This is a genomic window from Acinetobacter celticus (genome assembly GCF_001707755.1).
GTDB classification, from domain to species: domain Bacteria; phylum Pseudomonadota; class Gammaproteobacteria; order Pseudomonadales; family Moraxellaceae; genus Acinetobacter; species Acinetobacter celticus.
This window is the reverse complement of sequence record NZ_MBDL01000001.1, coordinates 395,434-418,844: the sequence shown is the minus strand read 5'-3', so window position 1 is coordinate 418,844 and position 23,411 is coordinate 395,434. Positions and strand designations below refer to the sequence as shown.

The 23,411-nt window shown below is 41.9% G+C and carries 18 protein-coding genes and 1 pseudogene; 6 read left to right on the top strand and 13 right to left on the bottom strand.

Features of this window, described 5'->3' with window-relative positions:
- Positions 1-60: 60 nt before the first annotated feature.
- The 9 genes from glmS to exaC form a co-directional block, all read right to left on the bottom strand.
- Entirely contained in the window at positions 61-1,899 is a 1,839-nt protein-coding gene (gene glmS / locus BBP83_RS01950) for a glutamine--fructose-6-phosphate transaminase (isomerizing) (RefSeq protein ID WP_068885725.1), read from the bottom strand.
- A gap of 12 nt (positions 1,900-1,911) precedes the next feature.
- A complete protein-coding gene (glmU, locus tag BBP83_RS01945; protein WP_068885724.1) occupies positions 1,912-3,276 on the bottom strand; it encodes a bifunctional UDP-N-acetylglucosamine diphosphorylase/glucosamine-1-phosphate N-acetyltransferase GlmU in 1,365 nt (454 codons plus the stop codon).
- A gap of 21 nt (positions 3,277-3,297) precedes the next feature.
- Entirely contained in the window at positions 3,298-3,819 is a 522-nt protein-coding gene (locus BBP83_RS01940; protein WP_068885723.1) for a phosphatidylglycerophosphatase A family protein, read from the bottom strand.
- Positions 3,797-4,714 carry a thiamine-phosphate kinase gene (gene thiL, locus BBP83_RS01935; protein WP_068885722.1) on the bottom strand — a complete coding sequence of 306 codons (918 nt, stop codon included), beginning with the start codon at positions 4,712-4,714 and terminating at the stop codon, positions 3,797-3,799. Before thiL ends, BBP83_RS01940 begins: the two co-directional genes overlap by 23 nt.
- 18 nt (positions 4,715-4,732) lie before the next feature.
- Positions 4,733-5,182 (bottom strand): transcription antitermination factor NusB, encoded by a 450-nt coding sequence (nusB, locus tag BBP83_RS01930; RefSeq protein ID WP_068885721.1) that lies wholly within the window; start codon positions 5,180-5,182, stop codon positions 4,733-4,735.
- A 4-nt stretch (positions 5,183-5,186) separates the two neighbouring features.
- Entirely contained in the window at positions 5,187-5,657 is a 471-nt protein-coding gene (gene ribH, locus BBP83_RS01925) for a 6,7-dimethyl-8-ribityllumazine synthase (RefSeq protein ID WP_068885720.1), read from the bottom strand.
- Between the two features lie 11 nt (positions 5,658-5,668).
- Entirely contained in the window at positions 5,669-6,790 is a 1,122-nt protein-coding gene (gene ribBA / locus BBP83_RS01920) for a bifunctional 3,4-dihydroxy-2-butanone-4-phosphate synthase/GTP cyclohydrolase II (RefSeq protein ID WP_068885719.1), read from the bottom strand.
- Between the two features lie 328 nt (positions 6,791-7,118).
- Entirely contained in the window at positions 7,119-8,036 is a 918-nt protein-coding gene (locus BBP83_RS01910; RefSeq protein ID WP_068885717.1) for a LysR family transcriptional regulator, read from the bottom strand.
- A 300-nt stretch (positions 8,037-8,336) separates the two neighbouring features.
- The gene (gene exaC, locus BBP83_RS01905; protein WP_068885716.1) at positions 8,337-9,848 is read right to left on the bottom strand and encodes an acetaldehyde dehydrogenase ExaC; all 1,512 of its coding nucleotides are present in this window, start codon (positions 9,846-9,848) and stop codon (positions 8,337-8,339) included.
- Between the two features lie 208 nt (positions 9,849-10,056).
- Here exaC and BBP83_RS01900 point away from each other — a divergent pair, with 208 nt between their 5' ends.
- Positions 10,057-11,244 (top strand): sigma-54-dependent transcriptional regulator family protein, encoded by a 1,188-nt coding sequence (locus tag BBP83_RS01900; protein WP_068885715.1) that lies wholly within the window; start codon positions 10,057-10,059, stop codon positions 11,242-11,244.
- Between the two features lie 8 nt (positions 11,245-11,252).
- Here BBP83_RS01900 and BBP83_RS01895 read toward each other — a convergent pair whose 3' ends face one another.
- Positions 11,253-12,218 (bottom strand): alpha/beta hydrolase, encoded by a 966-nt coding sequence (locus tag BBP83_RS01895; RefSeq protein WP_141689940.1) that lies wholly within the window; start codon positions 12,216-12,218, stop codon positions 11,253-11,255.
- Positions 12,219-12,408: 190 nt separating this feature from the next.
- A complete protein-coding gene (gene mdh / locus BBP83_RS01890; protein ID WP_068885713.1) occupies positions 12,409-13,620 on the bottom strand; it encodes an iron-dependent methanol dehydrogenase in 1,212 nt (403 codons plus the stop codon).
- Between the two features lie 419 nt (positions 13,621-14,039).
- Here mdh and BBP83_RS15120 point away from each other — a divergent pair.
- Positions 14,040-14,156 (top strand): annotated as a pseudogene (locus BBP83_RS15120) (type I-F CRISPR-associated endonuclease Cas1f); the annotation flags it as partial.
- A 523-nt stretch (positions 14,157-14,679) separates the two neighbouring features.
- Positions 14,680-15,330 carry a response regulator gene (locus tag BBP83_RS01885; RefSeq protein WP_068885712.1) on the top strand — a complete coding sequence of 217 codons (651 nt, stop codon included), beginning with the start codon at positions 14,680-14,682 and terminating at the stop codon, positions 15,328-15,330.
- Positions 15,331-15,390: 60 nt separating this feature from the next.
- Here the strand turns inward: BBP83_RS01885 and BBP83_RS01880 are convergent, their stop codons facing one another.
- A complete protein-coding gene (locus tag BBP83_RS01880; RefSeq protein WP_068885953.1) occupies positions 15,391-16,158 on the bottom strand; it encodes a hypothetical protein in 768 nt (255 codons plus the stop codon).
- Positions 16,159-16,580: 422 nt separating this feature from the next.
- Positions 16,581-20,072: a hybrid sensor histidine kinase/response regulator gene (locus tag BBP83_RS01875; protein WP_068885711.1), complete on the bottom strand. Its 3,492-nt coding sequence runs from the start codon at positions 20,070-20,072 to the stop codon at positions 16,581-16,583.
- 184 nt (positions 20,073-20,256) lie between these two features.
- Here BBP83_RS01875 and BBP83_RS01870 point away from each other — a divergent pair, with 184 nt between their 5' ends.
- The 3 genes from BBP83_RS01870 to BBP83_RS01860 all read left to right on the top strand — a co-directional run bounded on the left by BBP83_RS01870 (position 20,257) and on the right by BBP83_RS01860 (position 23,318).
- A complete protein-coding gene (locus tag BBP83_RS01870; protein WP_068885710.1) occupies positions 20,257-20,589 on the top strand; it encodes a DUF485 domain-containing protein in 333 nt (110 codons plus the stop codon).
- A 1-nt stretch (position 20,590) separates the two neighbouring features.
- The gene (locus tag BBP83_RS01865) at positions 20,591-22,306 is read left to right on the top strand and encodes a cation acetate symporter (protein ID WP_068885709.1); all 1,716 of its coding nucleotides are present in this window, start codon (positions 20,591-20,593) and stop codon (positions 22,304-22,306) included.
- A gap of 319 nt (positions 22,307-22,625) precedes the next feature.
- Entirely contained in the window at positions 22,626-23,318 is a 693-nt protein-coding gene (locus tag BBP83_RS01860; protein ID WP_068885708.1) for an ion channel, read from the top strand.
- The last annotated feature ends 93 nt before the right edge of the window (positions 23,319-23,411 follow it).

Here is a 23,411-nt window from a genome sequence, read left to right as displayed (position 1 = left end):
TTAAATTTTCTTCTTGAGTAAAGAAAAAAGACTGAAAATCACCAGCCTTTTTTCAAATTATTATTCAACAGTAACTGATTTTGCTAAGTTACGAGGCTGATCGACATCGGTACCACGTAAAACTGCAACATGGTAAGACAACAGCTGAACAGGAACGCTGTAAACAATCGGAGATAATACCGCACTGACATTCGGGACATGCACGACATGTTGACGATCTTTGCCTTTAATGCCACTGTTTACGTCTGCAAAGACAAACAATTCACCACCACGGGCTTGAACTTCTTCCATGTTCGATTTCAACTTATCTAACATGTCATCTTGTGGTGCAAGAATCACCACAGGCATCTCATTGTCAACCAAGGCCAATGGGCCGTGTTTTAGTTCGCCTGCCGCATAACCTTCGGCATGAATATATGAAATTTCTTTTAGTTTCAATGCACCTTCAAGTGCGATTGGGAAATTGGTACCACGACCTAAGAATAGACAGTGTTGCTTCTCTGTGAATAATTCAGCCAAACGTAAAATGGAGTCATTATGTTGTAGGGTATTCAAAATAACTTTTGGAAGATGCCATAACTCGCTGGTAATTTGTTCAACTTGTTCGGTTGAAATAGAGTTCTTCACTTGACCAATTTTCAGTACCAACAACATTAAAGCAGCAAGTTGTGTGGTAAAAGCTTTGGTTGAAGCCACGCCAATTTCTGGGCCTGCCAAAGTCAACAGGCTATAATTGGTTTCACGTACCATTGATGATGTTGCAACGTTACAAATGGTGAGTGTTACAACGTCTAGACCTTTGGCCACGGCACGTTTTTGTGTATCGCGAAGCGCAGCCAAAGTATCGGCCGTTTCACCTGATTGAGAAATACAGACATATAAGGTATTGCCCACGATCACTGGCGAACGATAACGGAATTCACTGGCAATTTCGACTTGGCAAGGGAGATCAATCAGTTGCTCAAACCAATATTTGGCAATCATACCCGCATGGTAGCTGGTTCCACAGGCAATAATTTGGATTTGCTGAATTTTACTAAAATCGACTTCTGCATTTTTTAGGAAATCAGGGCGCAGGGCATTACCATTCAATGCTTGAGAAATGGTTTGTTGAATCGCCTCTGGCTGTTCATAAATTTCTTTCAGCATGTAATGCTTATATTCACCTTTAGACGCATTGCTGACAGTTGCATCCAATTCTTTGACTGGACGCTCAACACGGTTTCCATTGGCAAAAACTTCAATACTGGTACGGGTTAAACGTGCAATATCACCTTCTTCAAGATACATAAAACGATTGGTGATTGGCAATAAAGCCAGTTGGTCTGAACTGATAAAGTTCTCACCAATACCGACACCAATCACTAAAGGTGAACCTTCACGTACCGTAATCAATTCATTTGGATGATCGGTATGTACAATACCTAAGGCATAAGCACCCTTCAGTTGTGGTACGACTTGGCGAACTGCTTCGAGTAAGCTAGGCGTAGATTTCAGTGCATCATTGACCAAATGCGCGACTACTTCAGTGTCGGTTTGTGACGTGAATACATAACCTAATGCTTCAAGATCATCTTTTAATTCTTGATAGTTTTCGATGATCCCATTATGTACAACGGCAACATTACCAGAAATATGCGGATGTGCATTTTCCTCAGTCGGTTTGCCATGGGTTGCCCAACGGGTATGTGCAATACCCAGCGAACCAGAAATATGTGATGTTTCTACTGCTTCTGCAAGATTAATCACTTTACCTACACGGCGTTCGCGTAGTACTTGGCCGGCATTGATCAATGCCAAGCCCGCAGAGTCGTAACCACGGTATTCGAGACGTTTTAAGCCTTCAATTAAAATATTTGTAATGCTGCGTTCAGCGATGCCACCGACAATACCACACATAGTAAAACCCTCTTATTTCTTCATCTTTTGTGGACGCTGGTAATCTTCTTTAGCGATTTGCTTTGAACGCTCGAATGCCAAACTATTATCTGCGACATCATGCGTAATGACCGAACCTGCGCCAACTGTTGCACCATTGCCAATTTTGACTGGGGCAACTAGTGAGCTATTTGAGCCAATGAAGGCAGCATCACCAATAATGGTTTTGAATTTATTGGCGCCGTCATAGTTACAGGTAATAGTGCCTGCGCCAATATTTGAACCCGCACCGATTTCTGCATCACCTAAATAGGTAAAATGATTGGCTTTAGAACCCAAGCCAATACTGGTATTTTTTACTTCAACAAAGTTACCAATATGCACTTCGTTTGCCAGTTTTGCACCTGGGCGTAAGCGTGCAAAAGGGCCAATTTGTGTATTTTCACCCACAATGGCACTATCAAATACGCTATAGGGTTGTACTTTAGTGCCCGCTGCGATTTTGGTGTTTTTAATGATACAGCCTGCGCCAATTTCAACATTGTCACCAAACTCACAATTGCCTTCAATGATCACATTGATATCAATGCGTACATCTTGTCCCACGGCTAAAGAACCACGCAGGTCAAAACGGCTAGGGTCAATTAAATGTACGCCTTGTTGCATCAGTTGTTTGGCTTGAAAAGCTTGATATTCACGCTCTAATCTAGCCAATTGCACACGGTCGTTGACGCCTTCAACTTCAAAGGCACGTTCAGGTTCTACAGAAGCAACCTCTAAGCCATCTTGAATAGCCATGGCAACAATATCGGTTAGATAATATTCACCTTGTGCATTGTTGTTTGATAATTTGGGTAGCCATTGATGCAGTTTGGCATTGCTGACACAGTAAATACCGGTGTTAATTTCTTGAATTTTGCGCTGTTCGTCAGAAGCATCTTTATGCTCTACAATGGCTTGAATATTGCCATTTTCACGCACGATACGACCATAACCTGATGCATCGGGTAGGGTCAATGTGACTAAGCCAATGCCTGAAGCTTGCGATGCATCTAGCAGTTTTTGTAGTGTTTGCGTTGTAATGCACGGTACATCACCTGATAAAATCAGCGACAAACCATCTTTAGCCAACACGGGTAAGGTGACTTTGACTGCATGACCTGTGCCGAGTTGTTCTGCTTGTTCGACCCACTGTACTTGCTCTTTGGCAAATTCATGTTGAACGAGCTCACCACCATGTCCGTAAATAGTAATAATATTATCAGCTTGAAGCTTTTGGGCAGTCTCAATCACATGTCCAAGTAAAGGGCGCCCTGCCAAAGGTTGCAAAACTTTTGGCAAGCTAGAACGCATACGTGTCCCTTTGCCTGCTGCTAGAATAATAACGCTAATAGACATGTTAAATCCTAAGGGTATTTGTCATATAGAAACAAAATAAAAATAGAGATATATACAGAGCGCAGCCCATATCCCCGCAATAATATCATCCAGCATGATACCGAAACCGCCACCCACTTTTTGGTCTGCGATACGGATAGGCCAAGGCTTCCAGATATCAAATAAGCGGAATAGACCGAATCCAATCAAGACCCAAAGCCAATTCATTTGGCCCAAATATAAAATGGGTAAAAAAGTGATCGATTGTCCTGCAAATTCATCCCAGACAATACGGCCATCGTCGTGGACACCCATAACTTTTGCCGTTTGACCACAAATATAAATCCCCACGAGTGACATGAGAATAATCACAACAATGGTGCTGGAAAAGCCAATTGCAAGCCAGAGTGGAATAAACAATAAAGCAAAAGCGGAGCCGAAGGTGCCTGGTGCTTTAGGAGCAAGCCCAGAACCAAAGCCAACACCGCAGAACACAATGAAGCGGTTGAACCAGTTCATTTGCTTAAAGTTAATTTCTGGTTTATGCAAAATGTTGATATCCATGAAATTGAATGGAATAATCTATGCCATTCTGTAAAAAAGTTAATCCCAAATTTTGGGTAATTTTTCCAATAATTGTAAGATTTACATCTAATTTTTGTTGAGCAAGCAAATGATAATTTTGAGGGCTTATTGTAAAGCATAATTCATAGTCATCGCCACCCGCTAAAGCCACTTGCCATTTTTTTTCTTGTTCAAGTTTGGCTATATCTAAAGAGACAGGAAGTTGATCCAATTGTAAAACGGCACCAACACCCGAGGCTTTTAAAATGTGCCCTAAATCTTGGGCTAAACCGTCAGAGACATCAATCATACTAGACGCCAAACCTTTCAGCTGTTGTCCAAGTTGGCAACGCGGCGTTGGGTAATCTAAGCGTTTTTGTAAGGGGTGGCCCATATGTTGCAAAGCAAAGGCAGCATCGCCGACTGTACCACTGACGCAAATTAAGTCACCGACTTGTGCGCCAGCGCGTGTCACGGCTTGGCCTGTTTCAATCCAGCCCAAGGCAGTAACCGTAATGGTTAAATGTGGGCTTTGGGTGGTGTCACCACCAATTAAACTCACACCAAATTGATCACAGCAGTCGTATAAACCCTGACTAAAGTCTTTGAGCCAGTGATGATCGATTTGGGGTAAACTCAAGGCCAATAAAATACTGTGTGGTTTCGCACCCATGGCGGCAATATCAGACAGATTAACGGCAACCGACTTCCAGCCAATGGCATGAGGATGAGTATCAAGCGGAAAGTGTCTGCCAGCAACTGATGTATCGACACAAATGACCAATTGTTGCTGTGGCGGGGGGGTGAGCAGGGCTGAGTCGTCCCCAACACCTAAGTCGACTGAATTTGCATTCTTTCGATTAAAGTAGGTGTCAATAATTGAGAACTCAGCCATCAGCGCAAATCAACTTAATTATTGAGCTTGTTGCTTTTCTGCTACACGTAGAGTCGTTGCTAAACGGTCTAATACACCATTGATGTATTTATGGCTGTCTGCACCGCCAAAGTGTTTAGCAAGCTCAATCGATTCGTCTAGAACCACACGATATGGAATTTCAAGATGTTGTTCCAATTCATACGCGCCAAGACGAAGGGTTGCAAGTTCGACACCATCTAGGGCATCAACATCGCGGTCCAATACAGGAATTAAGAGCGCATCCAATGCTTCATGATTGGCAACCACTTGAGTCAACAATTCATGATAATAGCTCAGATCCACTTTGTGCATGGCATTTTCTACACGTGTACGTGCTTCAATCTCATGGACTGGATTGTGGCTCATTTGCCATTCATAAATTCCTTGTACAGCAAAGCGACGTGCTTTACGTTTCGCTGCATAAGTTGCTTGAAGTGTTTGCGACATAGCGTTAAATAGCCTTTAACAAGTTAACCATTTCAATAGCAGTAAGGGCAGCTTCACCGCCTTTATTACCTGCTTTTGTACCCGAGCGTTCAATCGCTTGTTCAATACTATCCGTAGTCAATACACCATTAATGACTGGCAAGCCAGTGTCTAGGCCAACAACGCCTAAACCTTTGGCACATTCGCCAGCAACAAAATCAAAATGAGGTGTGCTACCGCGAATCACTGCGCCTAATGCAATAATGGCATCAAAACGTTCAGATGCCGCTAATTTTTTTGCAACAACTGGAAGTTCCCACGCGCCTGGTGCATGAACAACAGTGATATTATCCTCTGATACACCATGACGTTTCAATGTATCAATTGCACCTTCTAATAGATGTTCAACCACAAAGCTATTAAAACGACCCACTAAAATCGCATAACGGCCTTCGCTAGCGAGATGTAACATACCTTCAATACGGCGAATTGCCATAGCAACCTCGATTATTTATCTGATGTTTGGTTTGCGGTGATGTATTCCACCACTTCTAAATTAAAGCCTGAGAGTGCATTAAAGCGTAGTGGAGAGCTAAGTAGCTTCATTTTTTCCACGCCTAAATCACGTAATATTTGTGCACCAACACCAATGGTTTGGTACTGCTGCGATAGTGCAGTATTTGACTTGCTTGGTTTTGGTGTATTTAGGTTGTCTAAAGCAGGGCCTAAATCTTGTAAGTGGCGCTGACCAATCCACACCAAAACGCCACGATCGCTGTCAGCAATGGTTTTCAATGCTTTATCTAAATTCCAAGCGGGTTCACCATCTTGTTTATTGAGTTTCAGCAAATCACGAACGGGATTGAAACCATGCACACGTACAGTCGTTACGCCTTCTTTCGGCTGGCCTTTGACCAAAGCCAAATGAATATCTGGGTTACCTAATTCACGATAACGGAACAATTCAAAAGTGCCGTATTCGGTATTTAGCGTTTGTTGATCAATACGTTCTACCGTTTGCTCATTGGTCATACGGTAGTGAATAAGATCAGCAATTGTACCAATTTTTAAACCGTGTTTCTCTGCAAAAACTTCTAAATCTGGACGGCGTGCCATGGTGCCATCTTCATTAATAATTTCACAAATTACAGAAGCTGGTTCAAGGCCCGCTAAGCGAGACAAATCACAGCCTGCTTCTGTATGACCCGCGCGGTGTAATACACCACCGGGTTGCGCCATTAATGGAAAAATATGTCCAGGTTGTACAATATCTGTTGGTTTTGCATGGGCCGCCACAGCCGTTTGAATGGTGTGCGCGCGTTCTGCTGGCGAAATACCTGTGGTAATGCCATGGGTCGCTTCAATTGAGAGCGTGAAGTTCGTGCCATGTTGTGCGCCGTTGGCATCGACCATTAAGGGCAACTTTAACTGTTCACAGCGTTCGCGACTCAGGGTTAAACACACCAAACCGCGGGCATGAGTAATCATGAAGTTAATATCTTCTGGACGAACATGAGTTGCGGCAATCACTAGATCACCTTCATTTTCACGGTCTTCATCATCCATCAGGATAACCATTTTACCTGCACGGATATCTGCTACGAGCTCTTCAACGGTATTGAGCGGCATCAACCTTCACCTTTTTGTTTGTCTCAAAAGACATATTGCTTGCATTGATTGTCGCATAGTCTAACGTTTTTTTGCGTCCTTTGCCTATGCTTATCATGTTCTATGACTGGTTCATTGTTATACACAGTCCGCGCGCACATGAAAAGATGGCTTTATTTTAAAAGTGATGCTATACGCACAATCTTTAAACAATTGAAAAGAATAGAAAATGACAATGTCATCGATCTCTTGTTCAAAACAGCAGAAAATTTGTGGTGTATATCGCAAAAGATACACATGATCTCTTTTATTGAGAGAGAAACTTCTCTCGATTTTGAGAGTGATTATTTTATTTGTGGCTGATGGGTGACATAAAATTTTTAAATTTTTGGATGAGTGTCATCACACTTTGCTCAATCACCAGATCATTTTGTTTGTTCCAAATTAGACAGACACGCGAAGGTTCGGGTTGTGGCTGTATGGCAACCAGTCGAACATTGGGGGGCAAAATACTTTGGAACTCTTCAGGGACGATACAAATCCCCAATTGAGCCGCCACCAAGGCCAGTTGAGATATTTTCCGAGAACGTAGCGCTGATTTTTGTGGATAAAAGCCATGGCTTAAACAGAGGTTCGATACCAAGTAGCTTAAACCACCCCGTTCTGCATGTGGTGTAGACACAAATTTTTGTTCACGCAATGTGGTTATTTCAACCCAGTCTTTCTGATTAAAAAATGTATCATCGACATGTACAGCAACATATAAGGGCTGCGCATACAGTTCGGTGTAATGAATGTCTTGTAATGTCTGTAAAACAGGTGGGCGGATAAAACCAATATCGACAGAACCGTTTAATACCGCATCTATTTGTTGCTCTGAGGAGAGGGTATTCAGTTCAATTTCAATTTGATGTTGCTGACAAAGGTCATTTAGAAATTGTAGTTTTTTCGCATCCATGACAATACTACTCGAATGGGCAATGTGCAAACAGCGCCCTTGTCCTTGCGCAATACGCTGCGCCATTTCGACTGATTGATCCAGATTCAGCAAATCTTTTTTAATTTTTTGATAGAGCACTTGCCCAGCGGGTGTTAGCTGAATTTTCTTTTCGGTGCGGTCAAATAAAGTAAAGCCAAGTTGATCTTCTAAAATTTTAATTTGACGACTTAAAGCAGACTGGGCAATAAACAGGTGCTCGGAGGCTGCTGTGAAACTGCCATGTTCAACAATGGCGATAAAGTACTGAAACTGTTTAAGGGTTTTCATATCTTAAAATGAGATAGATTGGGCTAAATTCTATATTAGATGAGATGAATGATTTTAAATATGCTGTATACAACATATTTTTAGTGATTCAGATAATGTCGCGTTGGATTTGTTTTGGGTTGTTAATTGTGGGATGTATTGGTGTGCAATCTTTTGATATTTATGTTTTGGGAAAAGCGCCAGATTCCGCCATAAAGGTATGTGCTGATTAAAGCATCAGGGCACACTTTTGTTGTTTGTCCGAACCATAAAAAAGCGAACCGAAGTTCGCTTTTACGCTTTGTAGCATTCTGTTTTAACTTAGAAGAAGCCCATAGCTTTGGTTGAATAGCTCACTAACAAGTTTTTGGTTTGTTGATAGTGATCAAGCATCATTTTGTGATTTTCACGGCCAATCCCTGATTTTTTATAACCGCCAAAGGCCGCATGTGCAGGGTAGATGTGATAGCAGTTGGTCCAAACTCGCCCTGCTTGAATTGCACGGCCCGCACGGTATGAGGTATGTGCTGAACGTGACCAAACCCCCGCGCCTAGACCGTAAATCGTATCATTGGCAATTCTTATGGCATCATCAAAGTCTTTGAAAGTGGTTACAGACAGCACTGGGCCAAAAATTTCTTCTTGGAAAATTTTCATGCTGTTGTTGCCTTTGAAAATAGTCGGTTCAATATAGAAACCTTCGCCGACTTCTTGACGTTCACCGCCACCTGTCAGCACTTGCGCACCTTCCTCACGACCTGTCGCAATACAGCCCAAGATTTTATCTTGCTGTTCTTGCGAAGCCTGCGCACCAATCATGGTATCGGTATCGAGCGGATGACCCGTTTTAATACGTTTTACCCGTTCAATGGCTTTTTCAAGGAATTTATCGGCAATGCTTTCATGTACCAATGCACGAGATGGGCAAGTACAAATTTCACCTTGGTTTAGAGCAAACATGGCAAAGCCTTCAAGTGCTTTGTCTAAGTAGTCATCGTCTTTGTCCATGACATCTTCAAAGAAAATATTTGGCGATTTACCACCCAATTCCAAAGTTACAGGAATAATATTTTCAGTTGCATATTGCATAATTTGCTGACCCACAGCGGTAGAACCCGTGAAGGCAATTTTGGCAATGCGTGGGTTGGTTGCCAATGGACGGCCGACTTCTACGCCGTAACCATTGACAATATTCAATACGCCTGCTGGCAATAAATCTTGAATGAGTTCAGCCAGAACTAAAATACTGGCAGGGGTTTGTTCCGCAGGTTTTAGGACAATACAGTTGCCTGCGGCTAAGGCCGGTGCCAATTTCCACGTTGCCATTAAAATAGGGAAGTTCCACGGAATAATTTGTCCAACCACACCTAATGGTTCATGGAAATGGTACGCAATAGTATCTTCATCAATTTCTGAAATACCGCCTTCTTGCGCACGAATACAGCCTGCAAAATAACGGAAGTGATCAATGGCTAAAGGAATATCGGCGGCCAATGTTTCGCGCACTGGTTTACCGTTGTCCCATGTTTCTGCCACGGCCAGTAGTTCCAAATTTGCTTCTAAGCGATCAGCAATTTTTAACAATAGATTAGAACGAGTCGTAGGTGAGGCACTATTCCAAGAGGCTTTGGCTGCATGCGCAGCATCGAGCGCAAGTTCAATATCGGCTGCCGAAGAACGCGGAATTTTTGTAAATACTTTGCCATCGACAGGGGAGATGTTGTCGAAGTATTCTCCATTGACTGGTGGAACCCATTTGCCACCAATAAAGTTTTCATATTGTGATTTAAATTGAATTTTTGAACCGGGTTGATTTGGGTCGACGTAACGCATATAAAAATTCCTTTGCTTATTATGGTGTTCTTAATCACAAAGCATTTGCTGCTTTGGTATAAGGTACTTTTGTACATTATTTAATTAGCATACCGAGTATAAGGTTGGAAAAAGGTTGGTTGAAGGGCGGTTTACAACCTTTAGACAAATGGTTACAAGGATAAAAAGAGCAAGGACAGATCATTGGTTGTAACTGACAAGCTAAAGGATGGCACAAATGCGAAATTTAGTAGAAAAAAGAAAACAAATAGAACAGTTTAGGCAAAGTAGCAGTTTGTCGCCCACTCATGCAGAACTACTTGGACAAAGCATTCTCAGTTCATGGAATCGCTCTAAAACTGCTGAAATTCCCAAAGACCGTTCAGCAGCACCGATGCAGACCGTGGCGAAGCAAACCCCGAATGCACTAGAACATGCGTTGAGGCTTTGTGCAGAAGATTTAAAACATATTGCCCAACAGTCTTCTATGGTGGTGGCTGTAGGCGATGTGGGTAGCACGATTATTTGGACCGCTTCTAGCCAGCAGATGCAAAGTGCAGCTGAAAGTGTGCATTTTATGCAAGGTGGGCAATGGAAAGAAGAATTGGTGGGTACCAATGCACTGGCATTATCACTAAAAACCCAACAGTCGAGCTGTGTGTTTTCCAATGAACATTATATGTCGTCTATTCATGATTGGGTCTGTTATGCAGCACCGATTGTTGACCCATATTCCAAACAAATTTTAGGGGTAATCGATCTATCGACGACATGGAAAAACCATAATAGTTTGGGGTTACTGGCTGCGGAACGCTGTGCTTCAATTATTCAATCGGCCTTGCAAGAACAGTATAAGCAACAACTCTATATTCGGGCTTTTTCTGCGTCTCAGGTATTGTTTAATGGGAGGGTATTGGTACTTACACCCCGACAAATTGAGATTCTCATTATTTTAGCTTTATGTCCTCAGGGCATGACTTTAGACACTTTGCATCAAGCCTTATATGGTGAACGTAAGGTTAGTATTGGCACACTCAAAGCTGAAATGTCACAGCTACGAGATGTGTTAGGAGGAATGTTAGGCTCACGGCCTTATCGAATTTTAGCCAATGTCGAAGCCGATTTTTTACAAGCCGAACAGGCATTAGATGCCGGTTATATGGAGTCTGCTTTAAAACTATGTTCGGGGGTGTTTTTGGCGAAAACAGAAAGCCCATTTTTATGTGCATGGCGAGATTGTTTAGAATCACGTTTAAGCGATGCCATTTTTAAGGCCAATGAAACCGATGTGCTACTTCGGCATATTGCACGTTTTCCAGAAGCCATTGATGCAGTAGAGCGCCTGATTGAGCTTATGCCCAAACAGCACCCTGTACATCAAACTTTACTGAAATATAAAAATTACATGGCCAGCTAGGGCTATTTTTATAATCCCTTAGTTTCTAGCCAGCTGAATAACTGTTGGTAAACGTTGTCACGTACGGTTTTTTCTGACAACACCAAGTCATGCAAACCATTGGGTATTTCACGAATGGTGACATCGCCCTGAATTTTCTTTGCGTATTTTTGAATGTCTTTCACCCCTAAAATTACATCGCTGCTTTGAGCATCTTTGCCCCATTTGCGTGGGTTCTTGGTTTGATGTGAGTGCATCACAAAAACAGGGACATCCACACGTACACCTTGGTGAATTTCTTTTTGCGCCTCATAAATAGCACGGATAAAGCTAATTCTAACCTTTGGATAGCTACTCTTTTTCCAATCCAGATTAAAATCCCATTCACCTTTCAAGTCTTTATGCAGGCTAGCTGCATACCATTTATTTAGTTCACTTGGGAATTGCAAGTTGGGAAATTTCTGCGCTAAACGACTTAAACTAGGCACGCCGACAGCGCGTTTAATCGGGTTCATGTTGAAGTCATAAAATGGGCTGTTGACCCAAAGCGCTTTAATGAGGGGATGATTGGGGTGATGAGCGACATACAGTGTGGTGGTCAGACCGCCTGTAGAGTGGCCACAGAGCAATACAGAATCGTGGTCTTCAGCACCAATAATCTCTAAGGCCTGAGTAATTTCTGCATTGTATTCAGCAATTTCGCGAATGTTGTAATATTTTTGATGGGGCAGGATGGAGCGACCATATTTTCTTAAATCGAGCGCATAAAAATCAAAACCATGTTGGTTAAATTGCTCGGCCATTTCGGTTTGAAAAAAATAGTCAATAAAACCATGGATGTATAGAACGGCTTTATTTGTATTTTGTGAGGCTTTTTTACGAATGAGGGTGGCAGTGACTTTGCCTTCATAATCGTCTGGAAAATTTAAGGTGGCTTGCTCATAGCCTTCGCCTAAGATGTCGGCTTGATATTGTGGGGCTGATTGCTGTGTCATTGTTATACTCATCAGGACTTTTTAGATTGTATTTATCCTTGATGAAGTCTGAAATTTTGTCAACCACAAATAAAAAAGACAATTTAAGTGCACAGATAAGCAAGGATGGGCTTATCCGAATGAAACAGCATGAAGATCTGTTTCATTGCACTCAAATTGTCCAAGCAAACAATCAAGTTAAGACGGGAACTTAGACCGCTGCTTTAAAATCTAATACTGAAGCACCTGATTTGAGAGCGGCTGTAAAGATACCAACCACTTGAGCATGAGTTGCTTTACGTGGGTTGGTCAGCATGCAGGCATCTTTCTGCGCGTTTTCAGACATAATGGCCAAATCTTGTTCTTTCACACCTAACTCTGAAAGACTAGATGGAATACCAATGGATTGTGACAATTCACGGATGGCATCAATGGCTGAGAATGCCGCTTCTGTGACAGTTAGTCCTTCCGTATTGACACCCAGTAGTTGTGCAATGCGTGCATAACGGTCAGGGCAAGCAATTAAGTTAAATTCACAGACGTGCGGGAGCAAGACTGCATTACACACGCCATGTGGCAGGTTGTAGAAACCACCTAATTGATGTGCCATGGCATGGACATAGCCTAGCGAGGCATTATTAAAAGCCATACCTGCTAAGTATTGTGCATAGCTCATTGCATCGCGTGCTTCTAAGTTTTCACCATTGGCGACCGCAGGACTTAGCCATTCGCTAATCATACTAATAGCTTTTTCTGCGCAGGCATCGGTAATAGGCGTGGCCGCCGTAGACACATAGGCTTCAATTGCATGGGTGAGTGCGTCCATCCCTGTGGCAGCAGTTAAGGCTGCGGGTTTAGCAATCATCAATTTCGGGTCATCAATAGCAATCAGCGGTGTGCAACGCCAATCAACAATGGCCATTTTCACGTGCGTATCGGTATTGGTAATAATACAAAAACGGGTCATTTCAGAAGCTGTGCCTGCCGTGGTGTTAATGGCAATCAGTGGAGTCATAGGCACTGTACTTTTATCAATACCTTCATAGTCACGAATATGACCACCACCCGCAGTGACTAGACCCACACCTTTGGCGCAGTCATGCGATGAACCGCCACCCAGTGACACAATAAAGTCACAACCGTTATCGTTATATTCTTTGACGCCATTATGTACATTAATATCGGTTGGGTTCGGTTCTGCACCTGGGAAAATATGACTGTCTACGCCAGCATCTTTCAAATAGCCTGCAATAACATCTGCAACGCCAAATTTAAATAAACCTGCATCGGTCACAATCAGTGCTTTTTTTGCCCCTAAATTTTGTGCTTTGCCCCCAATTTCTTTGGCACAGCCTGGGCCAAACAGCGATACGCAAGGGATATAAAAACCGTTAGTTTGATCTGCAATATTTTTAAAAGCCATGGTGCGATTCCTTCTACCATTTATTTGTCGTCATTGTTATGGGTGCTGTTTATTTCACCTTGACTTGAGTATTCAATAGGGCGAAAAAAAAGCATACCTACCAAAGACCTACCATGTATAAGGGATTCTTGTTTGAATAGGTTGTTGGATTTTAAGTTAATGAAATTAAATAAAAAATATTTATAGAGAGTCGGTTTAAATACTTTTTTAAAACCAATGTTGGATAAAATTGAAGTCGTATGATTTTAATTTTTGCTCATCATGTAAAAAATGAAAAGCTCAAGAATAAAGCGTCAATATATGACGTGATTGACTGAAACTTGGTTTAAATAGCAATTAGAAAAAGATATTTTAATTATAACGATGACTAAAAATGGATGATAAGAATGGAACAACTGAATCCATAGGACTTAAAAGCAATATTACATTCTAAGCGCGCCAATGTGTATTACCTCGAGTATTGCAGAGTAATGCAGAAAGACGGTCGGGTTTTATATTTGACTGAAGCTAAAAATGAAAACCAGTATTGGAATATAGGCAGCTTAGAAAATTGAATGAACACCACCAACTTGTTTAATACGGTTCATTGCCATGTAAAGAAGCATAGATTCCAGCCAAATAGCCTGCGAGCCTTACTGGTGGCCAGAGTGTATTTTTCTTTTAATCAGCTGAATCAGATTTTTATTTTATTACGTCGTTTTAAGTGATATTCATCTGTTTTGGATAAACGACCACTTGCCTGTTTTACGATGAGAGGTTACCAATATCTTGATTCTTTCACTTTGATTTTAGTTCTGAACTGATATACCTACGGTCAGCTTGTAGCCAAAGAACCATCTCATTGAGTTTTGCCTCGAAAAAATAAGTAATTTTATACAGCCAGATAAAATTTATATCAAAAAATGATTTAAATTGAACAATAAAAGAAAAAAATCAAAACCGAATATTTTGTATGGTTAATCTGCATATTAATTAAAAAATAGTTATAACTTGCGTATCCTTCAAGCCCCATGTGTGGTTAGAATAGGCTTACTGTGCACAAGATCTTTCACGCTGCTTATGAACATACTAATCGTTGATGATCATCCGCTGTTTCGTCATGCTTTAATTCAAGCTGTGCGTTATAGTTTACCACAAGCCCAAATTCATGAAACGGCTGCAGTAAATGAGTTTTATGAACGTCTAGAAAAAGGTCCAGAACCAGATTTAGTCTTGTTGGATTTAAATTTACCAGGTGCTTCTGGTTTTTCTGCACTAGTTCATGTGCGTGCACAACATCCATCACTTCCGATTGTTGTGGTTTCTGCTCACGAAGAAACCTCTATTATCCAGCGTGCTATTGCACATGGGGCAATGGGTTATATTCCAAAATCTGCACATCCAAGTCATATTGGCGAAGCTATTCGTCATGTTTTGGAAGGTGAAATCTGGTTGCCGCCTAATTTCCCAAGTAACATGAATTTTGACCCGCGTGCTGCAGACGAAACAGCCTTGGCTGAACGTATTCAGTCGTTAACACCACAACAATTTCGTGTGTTGATGATGGTGGCGGAAGGCTTGCTAAATAAGCAAATTGCTTATGAACTCGATGTTTCAGAGGCGACGATTAAAGCCCATGTGACTGCAATTTTCCGTAAATTAGGCGTGCAAAACCGTACACAGGCTGTATTGGCAATTAATGCTTTAAATATTGATGAAAAGAAAATCTAAGCCAAAATTAGTGATAAAAAAGACCTCTTATGAGGTCTTTTTACGTTTATATATGATGGTTTATGCAATATAGTTTTGCTTAGGGGTTAAGTCGGTGCAAAACAGTGGGTTTAAAGCACATTGTAATTCATCAATTTGATCTGCCGTGACATAACCTTTGCTCTTTAAGTAGTCTGCGACGTGGTCATCACGTAGGCTGAGAAAGGCTGCATCATATACACCTAAATCGACAAATAAGGCTGCGGTTTCTAGACTATTGAACCGATCTAAATAGACATCATTGCCATACATTAAAAAGATATGGTCTTGTAATGAATGGCTGTTAATACCTAGGCGTTCAGCCAATTCAAAAGGTGAATTTTTAATAAACAATAGATCGGACAATTCATCGAACTGTGAGGTGTCTAGCTGGTCTTGTCCCGTTTTTACTTTGCCTAGCCACGCTTTAAAGACCAAGACAGCACCACCACGAAGTAACATACTCCAAATTTGGTGACGGGTATTGTCATCTAGATCTTTAGATTCAGCTTCTAAACGGCTGAGTAAATTTTCTTCCTGCTGGGCTAAGCGATCAAACAAACCTAAGCCATGAGGTTCATAGGCAGAGGGTGCAAAAACATCAAACTCAAGCTCATCAAATACTTGTAAAGCCAAAGGTACGGCACTTTGATAGAGCGTCTCGAGGGCTTGCAGATGGGTATCATTCAGCTTGCTGAATTTAAATACATCGGCCCATTGAATTGCGGGCAACATGGCATTTGCCCCATATTCGCGATGAAATTGTTGTGTTCGGTGGATACCATGGGGAACAGTTTCAAAAATATTCATATTAAACTCCGATTGATGCATTCAGATCAGCCTCAGTTCTGAAAAGGAGTATGCACTTTTAAGGCTGCAAGAAACTGACCGTTTCATGATCTATTTTTAGAGCGAAATGCAGGTGAATAAATATACGACTAAAGTTCTATTTTGCATTTTTGATTATAATATTGTTATTTAAAACAATGCTTTTTGAAATTGTAACTAAGTATACAAATGTTCACTTAAGTAACGGTGAGCTTTTGCCATAGGCAAAGTTATTTTGATCTTTTTGGTCATTTGTTTTTGCCTTGAAAGGCTACTTTTTGAAGTATTTCGCCTATGCTTGAAAATAAATTGCAATGAAGGTAATCGAATAGATTTTATGTGTATAAAAAAAGCACATTTCATGTGACTGAAATGTGCTTTTGCATTACAAATTTTAAGCCAATTTAGTGCTCTGAAATTTTTAAACCAGACAACCAAGATCGCAGTGAAGCCGGTTTTAAGGGTTTTCTAAGTAACACGATATTTAATTCCTTCAATTGTTGTGGCAATTCAGGGTCTGAATCCGCGGTAATTAAGGCCACAGGCACTTTTTCTTGGCGATTTGCCAAAATAAAGTCTAAGCCCATTTTATGGTTGTTTAAGTGTTGATCGACCAACCAGACTTGAATATTTTCCTGTTCAATCATTTCAAGTGCTTGCTCAGGTTCTGTGGCTTTAAACACTTGATAGCCCCATTTGGTCAGTAGCGTCGACATACCTTCTAAAATGGTTTCATCATTGTCTAAGCACAATATTTTATAGGCCTTGGTTTTTAATGGAACGGCTTGGATCGGCACTGCTGTAATTTTCGGTGCTTCTACAATCGGCACATCAATCATAAAGCAAGAGCCTTTCCCCTGTTCTGAATAGACATGCACTGGGTAATTAAGCAGGCTGGTCATTCGTTGTACGATGGCTAAACCTAGCCCTAGACCTTGCTCACCCCACGGTGAAGTATGGCCACAACGTTCAAACTCTTGGAACAGTTTAATGCGTTGTTCTTCTGCAATGCCTGGGCCAGTGTCCCAAACCCCAATTCGGATGTGGTTGGGCCGGCGAGCAGAACGTAATACGCCAACAACGACTCGGCCACGTGCGGTGTAGCGTAGTGCATTACTCACAAAGTTTTGAATAATACGACGAATCCATTGTGGGTCTGTGTCTATCCAGAACTGAGCATCATGCACACTAAATTTGATATTCCGTTGTGCCGCAATCGATTTAAATTGGAGTTCTAAATCACTCAGTAAATCATGCAGTGGATAAGATTGGCGTTTGGGTTGAATGGTGCCACCTTCCAAACGCGCAATATCCAGTAGGGCAGAGAGCATGCTTTCTGCGCCATGTAATGCGCGATCCAGTTGTTGCAGGGTTTTACGGTCTTCTTCGCTTTGTACACTTTGTTCTAGCGCGGTACTAAATAGGCGTGCAGCGTGCATTGGTTGCAGTAAGTCATGACTGGCTGCCGCAATAAAGCGACTTTTAGACATATTGGCTTTGTCGGCAATTTCCCGTGCCAATTGTTGTTCTGCAAAGGCATTTGCCAATTGTTGCGTCCGATCTTGCACTCGTCCTTCAAGGACTGCCTCATTTTCACGGAAAGCGGTAATATCGGCAAAAGTGGTCACAAAACCACCACCTTCAATGGGGTTACCCCGCATTTGAATCACGCGACCATCTTTACGGATGCGTTCAAATTCGTGTGAACTACCGAGTTGCATCCAGTGAATGCGCTTACGTACATGTTCTTCGACCGAACCAGGGCCACATTCACCACGTTCTGCGTTATAACGAATTAAGTCTGCAATCGGGCAACCGACATAGACAATATCTTTTGGGTAATCAAATAGCTTTAAGTACTGATTATTCCAAGCCACCAGACACATATTTTCATCGACCACACTCACCCCTTGGGTCATGTGGTCAATCATGGTCATAATTAGATTTTGGTTAAAACGTTGCCATTGCGACGCTTGATCCAGAATATTGGCGACTTGACCCAATGCCAAACCATTATTCACCATTGCCGTGGTCAATAGAGTGCGCGCAGAGGCTGCGCCAATCGTGCCTGCCAAGTACTGCTCGGTAAATCGCCACCACATCCCATTGGCACTGCTGTTTTCATTCAGGTTGACATTATTTTGTAGACAAAACTGCTGAAAGGCACGAGTGGCCGCATCTTCACCAGTAATACGTTTGGCAAGTGTAATTAAATCACCGACTTTTAAGCGTGCCACATCATGATGTAAATAATTAATCTCACTTGTGGTGTTATGCGATGGTAAGGGTTTGGTTTCGTAATAGAAAAAACTTTCAGCTTGAATTTGTTCAGCAATACTGGGGCGAAAAATTCGAGACACCCAAATGAATAAAATAATATTTAAGCCCAATGACCAAACGACGCCATGGGTCAAGGCGGCAAAAGACTCAAACCCTAACAGCGCTTCTGGGCGAAGCCAGCCAATGCCTAAAGGACCTAAATTTAAGAAACTTTCGGTATAAGATTTAAATTGTTCGGGCAAACTGCGTAATATGGTTGGTAGCAATAAGGTATAGGCCCAGAGGGTAAATCCTGTTAATAGCCCTGCATAAACCCCTTGTTTACTGCCACCACGCCAGTACAAGCCCCCAATTAATGCGGGCGAAAATTGTGCGACAGCACTAAAGGCCAATAAACCAAAGACAGACAGTTGATTAATATCATTGAAGAAATGGAAGAACAAAAAGCCCAATAGCATGACCGCTAAAATACATACGCGTCGAGTAAATTTAAGGACCAGGGGTAAGCGCTTGTCATGACGCGACAGTAAATTGGTGCGCCAGAGTGCAGGCATGATTAAGTCATTACTGAGCATAATGGACAAAGCGACAGATGAGACCAATAACATGCCTGTAGACGCTGAAAAGCCCCCTAAGAAGGCCAGTAAGGTTAACCAATCTTGGTTATAGCTTAATGGCAGAGACAGCACTGCAACATCAGGAATCGCCAAATACTCAGGGGCGGCATGTAGAGCCCAACTGGCAATTGGAATAATGGCAATAATGGTTAAAATCAGATAAACGGCAAACCAGCGTCGGGCACCCCGAATATGCTTTTCATCACGCAGTTCTACCACTGCAACGTGGAATTGGCGAGGCAAGCAAATAATGGCCAGTGCGGCTAAAAGCGTTTGAACCCAAAAGCTTTCAGGTACGCCAAACAACTGAACATCATGAAACGTTGAGCTAATGTCGGCACTAATTTGGTGGATATTTTCGGGCGCTTCAAAAACAAAGAAAAATGCCACAGCCAGTAAAGCAAAGAGTTTCACAAAGGACTCAAATGCGACGGCCAACATCAGACCACCATGTTGTTCTGTATTGGCAATTTGTCGTGTGCCGAACATCATGGCCAAAATCGCTAAAATACCAGTCAGAAACAGCACACCATTGGTGGTGCCTGAAATTCCTGCTGTGGGTTCTAAAATGACAGTCGCACTGAGTGCAATGGCGCGAAGTTGTAAGGCCAAATAGGGAATAATGGCAATGACGGCCAAAATAGTCACTAAAGACGCCAAAGGCCCACTTTTACCGTATCGGGCAGCGACAAAATCGGCAATGGATGAAATAGCATGATGTTGACGGACGCGACCTAGGCGACGCCAAATATCATAACCCAGTGCCACAAATAATAAGGGGCCTAAATAAATGGGTAGAAAAATAATGCCTTCACGAACTGCAGCCCCAGTTGCGCCGTAAAATGTCCAAGATGAACAATACACCCCAAGTGTTAAGCTAAACAAAAGCATACGACCACGGGTACTTAGTCGGCTGGCATGTTTTTCGCCAAAGAAAGCGCAAATAAATAAAAGTGCAATATAGAGGGCCAGTACCCCCATGATAAGCCAGCTGTTCATATGACCCAGAGCAGTATAATCTTGGGCTTATGATAACCTATCCGTCAGAATGTGATGGAAGTTGATCAAAATTTAACGACCAAAGTCTAAATTACAAATACCCCACAAGATTGGTAACGTTAACAGCGAAATAATTCAAATTAAAAAAATGCGCCCATGGTTGGGCGATGACAGGAGTAGAGTTATGGATGAGACACAGGTAGAGCGTATTCTACAAAATCCAAAATTTAAAGAAATGGTCAGTAGAAAAAGTAAATTAAGCTGGACGCTCACAATTATCATGTTGATCGTTTATGTAGGCTTTATGCTTTTGGTTGGCTATAACAAAGAATTTTTAATGACTTCAGTGAGTGGTGGCGTAACGACGATTGGTATTCCACTGGGTCTAGGCATTATTGTACTGTCTTTTCTTTTGTGTGGTGTGTATTCGTATATTGCGAACAACAAACTTGATGCATTAAATGAAGAAGCAATGCGTGAAGTTGAAGCGATTACTCAAGGAAAAGGACCGCACTAAGATGAAATGGAATTCATTGAAAGCACAGGCACTAGCCATACCAGCACTATTGATGTCAAGCATGGCAATGGCAAGCCCAGATTTAGGCGCAGCTGAACAGCAAGCGACCAACTGGCATGCCATTATTATGTTCGCAATTTTTGTCGGCTTTACGCTACTTATTACCAAATGGGCGGCAAAACAAACCACAAGTACAGCTGACTTCTATACAGCGGGCGGTGGTATTTCTGGTTTCCAAAATGGTTTGGCAATTGCGGGTGACTATATGTCAGCTGCGTCATTCTTGGGTATTTCCGCAATGGTATTCAGCTCAGGCTTTGACGGCTTGCTGTATTCATTGGGCTTCATGGTCGGTTGGCCAATTGTATTGTTCTTGGTAGCAGAACGTCTGCGTAACTTAGGTAAGTTTAACTTATCTGACGTGGTGTCATTCCGTTTGGCTGAAAAACCAGTGCGTACCCTTGCTGCAGTAAGTTCGCTTGTTGTGGTTGCATTCTACTTAATCGCTCAGATGGTTGGTGCAGGTCAGCTCATCAAATTATTATTTGGTTTGAACTATAATATTGCAGTTGTGATTGTTGGCCTTCTTATGATGGCTTATGTAATCTTCGGCGGTATGTTGGCAACGACTTGGGTACAGATTATTAAAGCTGTGATGCTTTTGTCTGGTGCAACGTTCATGGCCTTCATGGTAATGAAAGGTGTGGGCTTTAGCTTCTCTGAAATGTTCTCTCAAGCAATTGACGTATTCGCGAAAGTACATGATGTCAGCTTAGCAGACGCGGGCAATATCATGGGCCCTGGTAAACTGGCAGCCAACCCAATTGATGCGATCTCACTTGGTTTAGCCTTGATGTTTGGTACAGCGGGTCTGCCACATATCTTGATGCGTTTCTTCACAGTAAAAGATGCAAAGGAAGCACGTAAATCAGTAGTTGTTGCAACAGGTTTCATTGGTTACTTCTACCTTTTAACGTTCATTATTGGTTTTGGTGCGATCCTTTATGTATCGAACAACCCACAATTCCTTGATGTTGCTAAAATGGCGGTTACTGGCAAGCTAGAGCTTGTTGGTGGTAATAACATGGCTGCAGTTCACTTGTCTGATGCTTTAGGCGGTGACTTGTTCATGGGCTTCATTTCAGCAGTCGCATTCGCAACAATTCTTGCGGTTGTAGCTGGTTTGACATTGTCTGGCGCTTCAGCAATTTCACATGACTTGTATGCTAACGTATTCAAAAAAGGTCAAACGACCCCTGAATCTGAACTTCGCATGTCTAAAATTGCAACTTTAGGTCTTGCGATCTTTGCAATGATTTTAGGTATTGTATTTGAAAAGCAAAACGTTGCCTTCATGGTTGGTTTGGCATTCTCAGTTGCTGCGTGTGCAAACTTCCCAGTGCTTGTACTTTCAATGTTCTGGAAAGGCTTAACAACGCGTGGAGCTGTCATTGGTGGTGTCGCTGGTCTAGTTACAGCAGTAACCCTCATTATCTTATCTAAAGCAGTTTGGGTCGATACATTGGGTATTTCTGAAACACCAGTTAACCCATTCAATGGCCCTGCAATTTTTGCGATGCCATTGGCGTTCATCTGCTGCTGGTTGTTCTCTGTAACTGATAATTCAGCGCAGGCGCAAGCAGAACGTAAAGCATTTGATGCTCAGTTTGTACGTTCACAAACTGGTATTGGTATCTCTGGCGCATCAGATCACTAATCTGTTGATTCAGTCAAAAAAAAGCTCCGTAAGGAGCTTTTTTTATGTTCATAGAAGATAAAACATGAAGATCAGAAAAATTGGGTAGAAACGATCCAGTGAAAAGAGTCTGATAGAAAATGTGAGCGCATGATAAGGCAACGCATATCTCTTGCAATGTAGATACAAAATAATGTCTATGCCGATCAGCATCATGCTAAGTTAAAAGCCAAGAACAATAAAAATGGGCTTATTTTATCATCGTGCGACATTTTCAAATGTGCGCTCAAAAAATGAATAAGACTGTGTCCTCACAAGCCGTAGCTATTGGAATGTATACATGCAAGCAGTGATCGATTTTTGGAAAGGTTTTCGTTTGCTACCATCTGCGTGGCTTTTGTTGCTTCAGGTTCTAATTTTAATTTTAACCGCAGTACCTAATAACAGTTCGGCTTATCGTGCATTGCTTTGGGTATTAGGTGTGTTGGTACTTCTGTTAATTGCCAAGGTTATTCGACATACGCCAATGTTCACAATTTTGGGCCTAATTTTTGTGGGAGGAGCCGTATTTTTTTCCACACTCATTATTTTGGGAGCGACAGACCCACGTATTCAAATTATTGCCCATAGTTTTGAAGCTTTGGCCTACTTCAGTGCTGCCTATGGTTTACTCCGTTATATGTTTGCAGACCGTTACTTAACCAAAGATGAATTATTCGCTGCAGGTGCCGTTTTTACCTTAATCGCGTGGGGATTTGCTTTTTTATATAGCGTGTGCCAACAAATTTATCCAGGTAGTTTTGAAAATCCAGATGTATCAGGCCCACAAGCTTGGCTTGATTTGCTGTTCCTTAGCTTCAGTTTGCAATCTGCGACAGGGCTCTCAGATTTAATGCCAGCGAGTGCACCTGCACGGGTATTGGCGATGCTACAAATGTTCTGCGGGGTCATGTATTTGGCACTGGTTGTATCGCGCTTAATTGCACTACATTATGTTGCGCATTTGCCAGAACCGAAGGATGAAAAGGACTAATGTCTGTTACGAGAAAGTAACAGGAGTCTAACGTACTTATTTTTATCATTAATTTATGATGGCTTTGAGTTTTTCTTTTTTACTGAACTCTTC

Excerpts from the sequence above, each read along its gene's own strand:
- glmS (WP_068885725.1), bottom strand. The coding sequence starts at position 1,899 with ATGTGTGGTATTGTCGGTGGCATCGCTGAACGCAGCATTACAAATATT.
- glmU (WP_068885724.1), bottom strand. The coding sequence starts at position 3,276 with ATGTCTATTAGCGTTATTATTCTAGCAGCAGGCAAAGGGACACGTATG.
- BBP83_RS01940 (WP_068885723.1), bottom strand. The coding sequence starts at position 3,819 with ATGGATATCAACATTTTGCATAAACCAGAAATTAACTTTAAGCAAATG.
- thiL (WP_068885722.1), bottom strand. The coding sequence starts at position 4,714 with ATGGCTGAGTTCTCAATTATTGACACCTACTTTAATCGAAAGAATGCA.
- nusB (WP_068885721.1), bottom strand. The coding sequence starts at position 5,182 with ATGTCGCAAACACTTCAAGCAACTTATGCAGCGAAACGTAAAGCACGT.
- ribH (WP_068885720.1), bottom strand. The coding sequence starts at position 5,657 with ATGGCAATTCGCCGTATTGAAGGTATGTTACATCTCGCTAGCGAAGGC.
- ribBA (WP_068885719.1), bottom strand. The coding sequence starts at position 6,790 with ATGCCGCTCAATACCGTTGAAGAGCTCGTAGCAGATATCCGTGCAGGT.
- BBP83_RS01910 (WP_068885717.1), bottom strand. The coding sequence starts at position 8,036 with ATGAAAACCCTTAAACAGTTTCAGTACTTTATCGCCATTGTTGAACAT.
- exaC (WP_068885716.1), bottom strand. The coding sequence starts at position 9,848 with ATGCGTTACGTCGACCCAAATCAACCCGGTTCAAAAATTCAATTTAAA.
- BBP83_RS01900 (WP_068885715.1), top strand. The coding sequence starts at position 10,057 with ATGGCACAAATGCGAAATTTAGTAGAAAAAAGAAAACAAATAGAACAG.
- BBP83_RS01895 (WP_141689940.1), bottom strand. The coding sequence starts at position 12,218 with ATGACACAGCAATCAGCCCCACAATATCAAGCCGACATCTTAGGCGAA.
- mdh (WP_068885713.1), bottom strand. The coding sequence starts at position 13,620 with ATGGCTTTTAAAAATATTGCAGATCAAACTAACGGTTTTTATATCCCT.
- BBP83_RS01885 (WP_068885712.1), top strand. The coding sequence starts at position 14,680 with ATGAACATACTAATCGTTGATGATCATCCGCTGTTTCGTCATGCTTTA.
- BBP83_RS01880 (WP_068885953.1), bottom strand. The coding sequence starts at position 16,158 with ATGAATATTTTTGAAACTGTTCCCCATGGTATCCACCGAACACAACAA.
- BBP83_RS01875 (WP_068885711.1), bottom strand. The coding sequence starts at position 20,072 with ATGAACAGCTGGCTTATCATGGGGGTACTGGCCCTCTATATTGCACTT.
- BBP83_RS01870 (WP_068885710.1), top strand. The coding sequence starts at position 20,257 with ATGGATGAGACACAGGTAGAGCGTATTCTACAAAATCCAAAATTTAAA.
- BBP83_RS01865 (WP_068885709.1), top strand. The coding sequence starts at position 20,591 with ATGAAATGGAATTCATTGAAAGCACAGGCACTAGCCATACCAGCACTA.
- BBP83_RS01860 (WP_068885708.1), top strand. The coding sequence starts at position 22,626 with ATGCAAGCAGTGATCGATTTTTGGAAAGGTTTTCGTTTGCTACCATCT.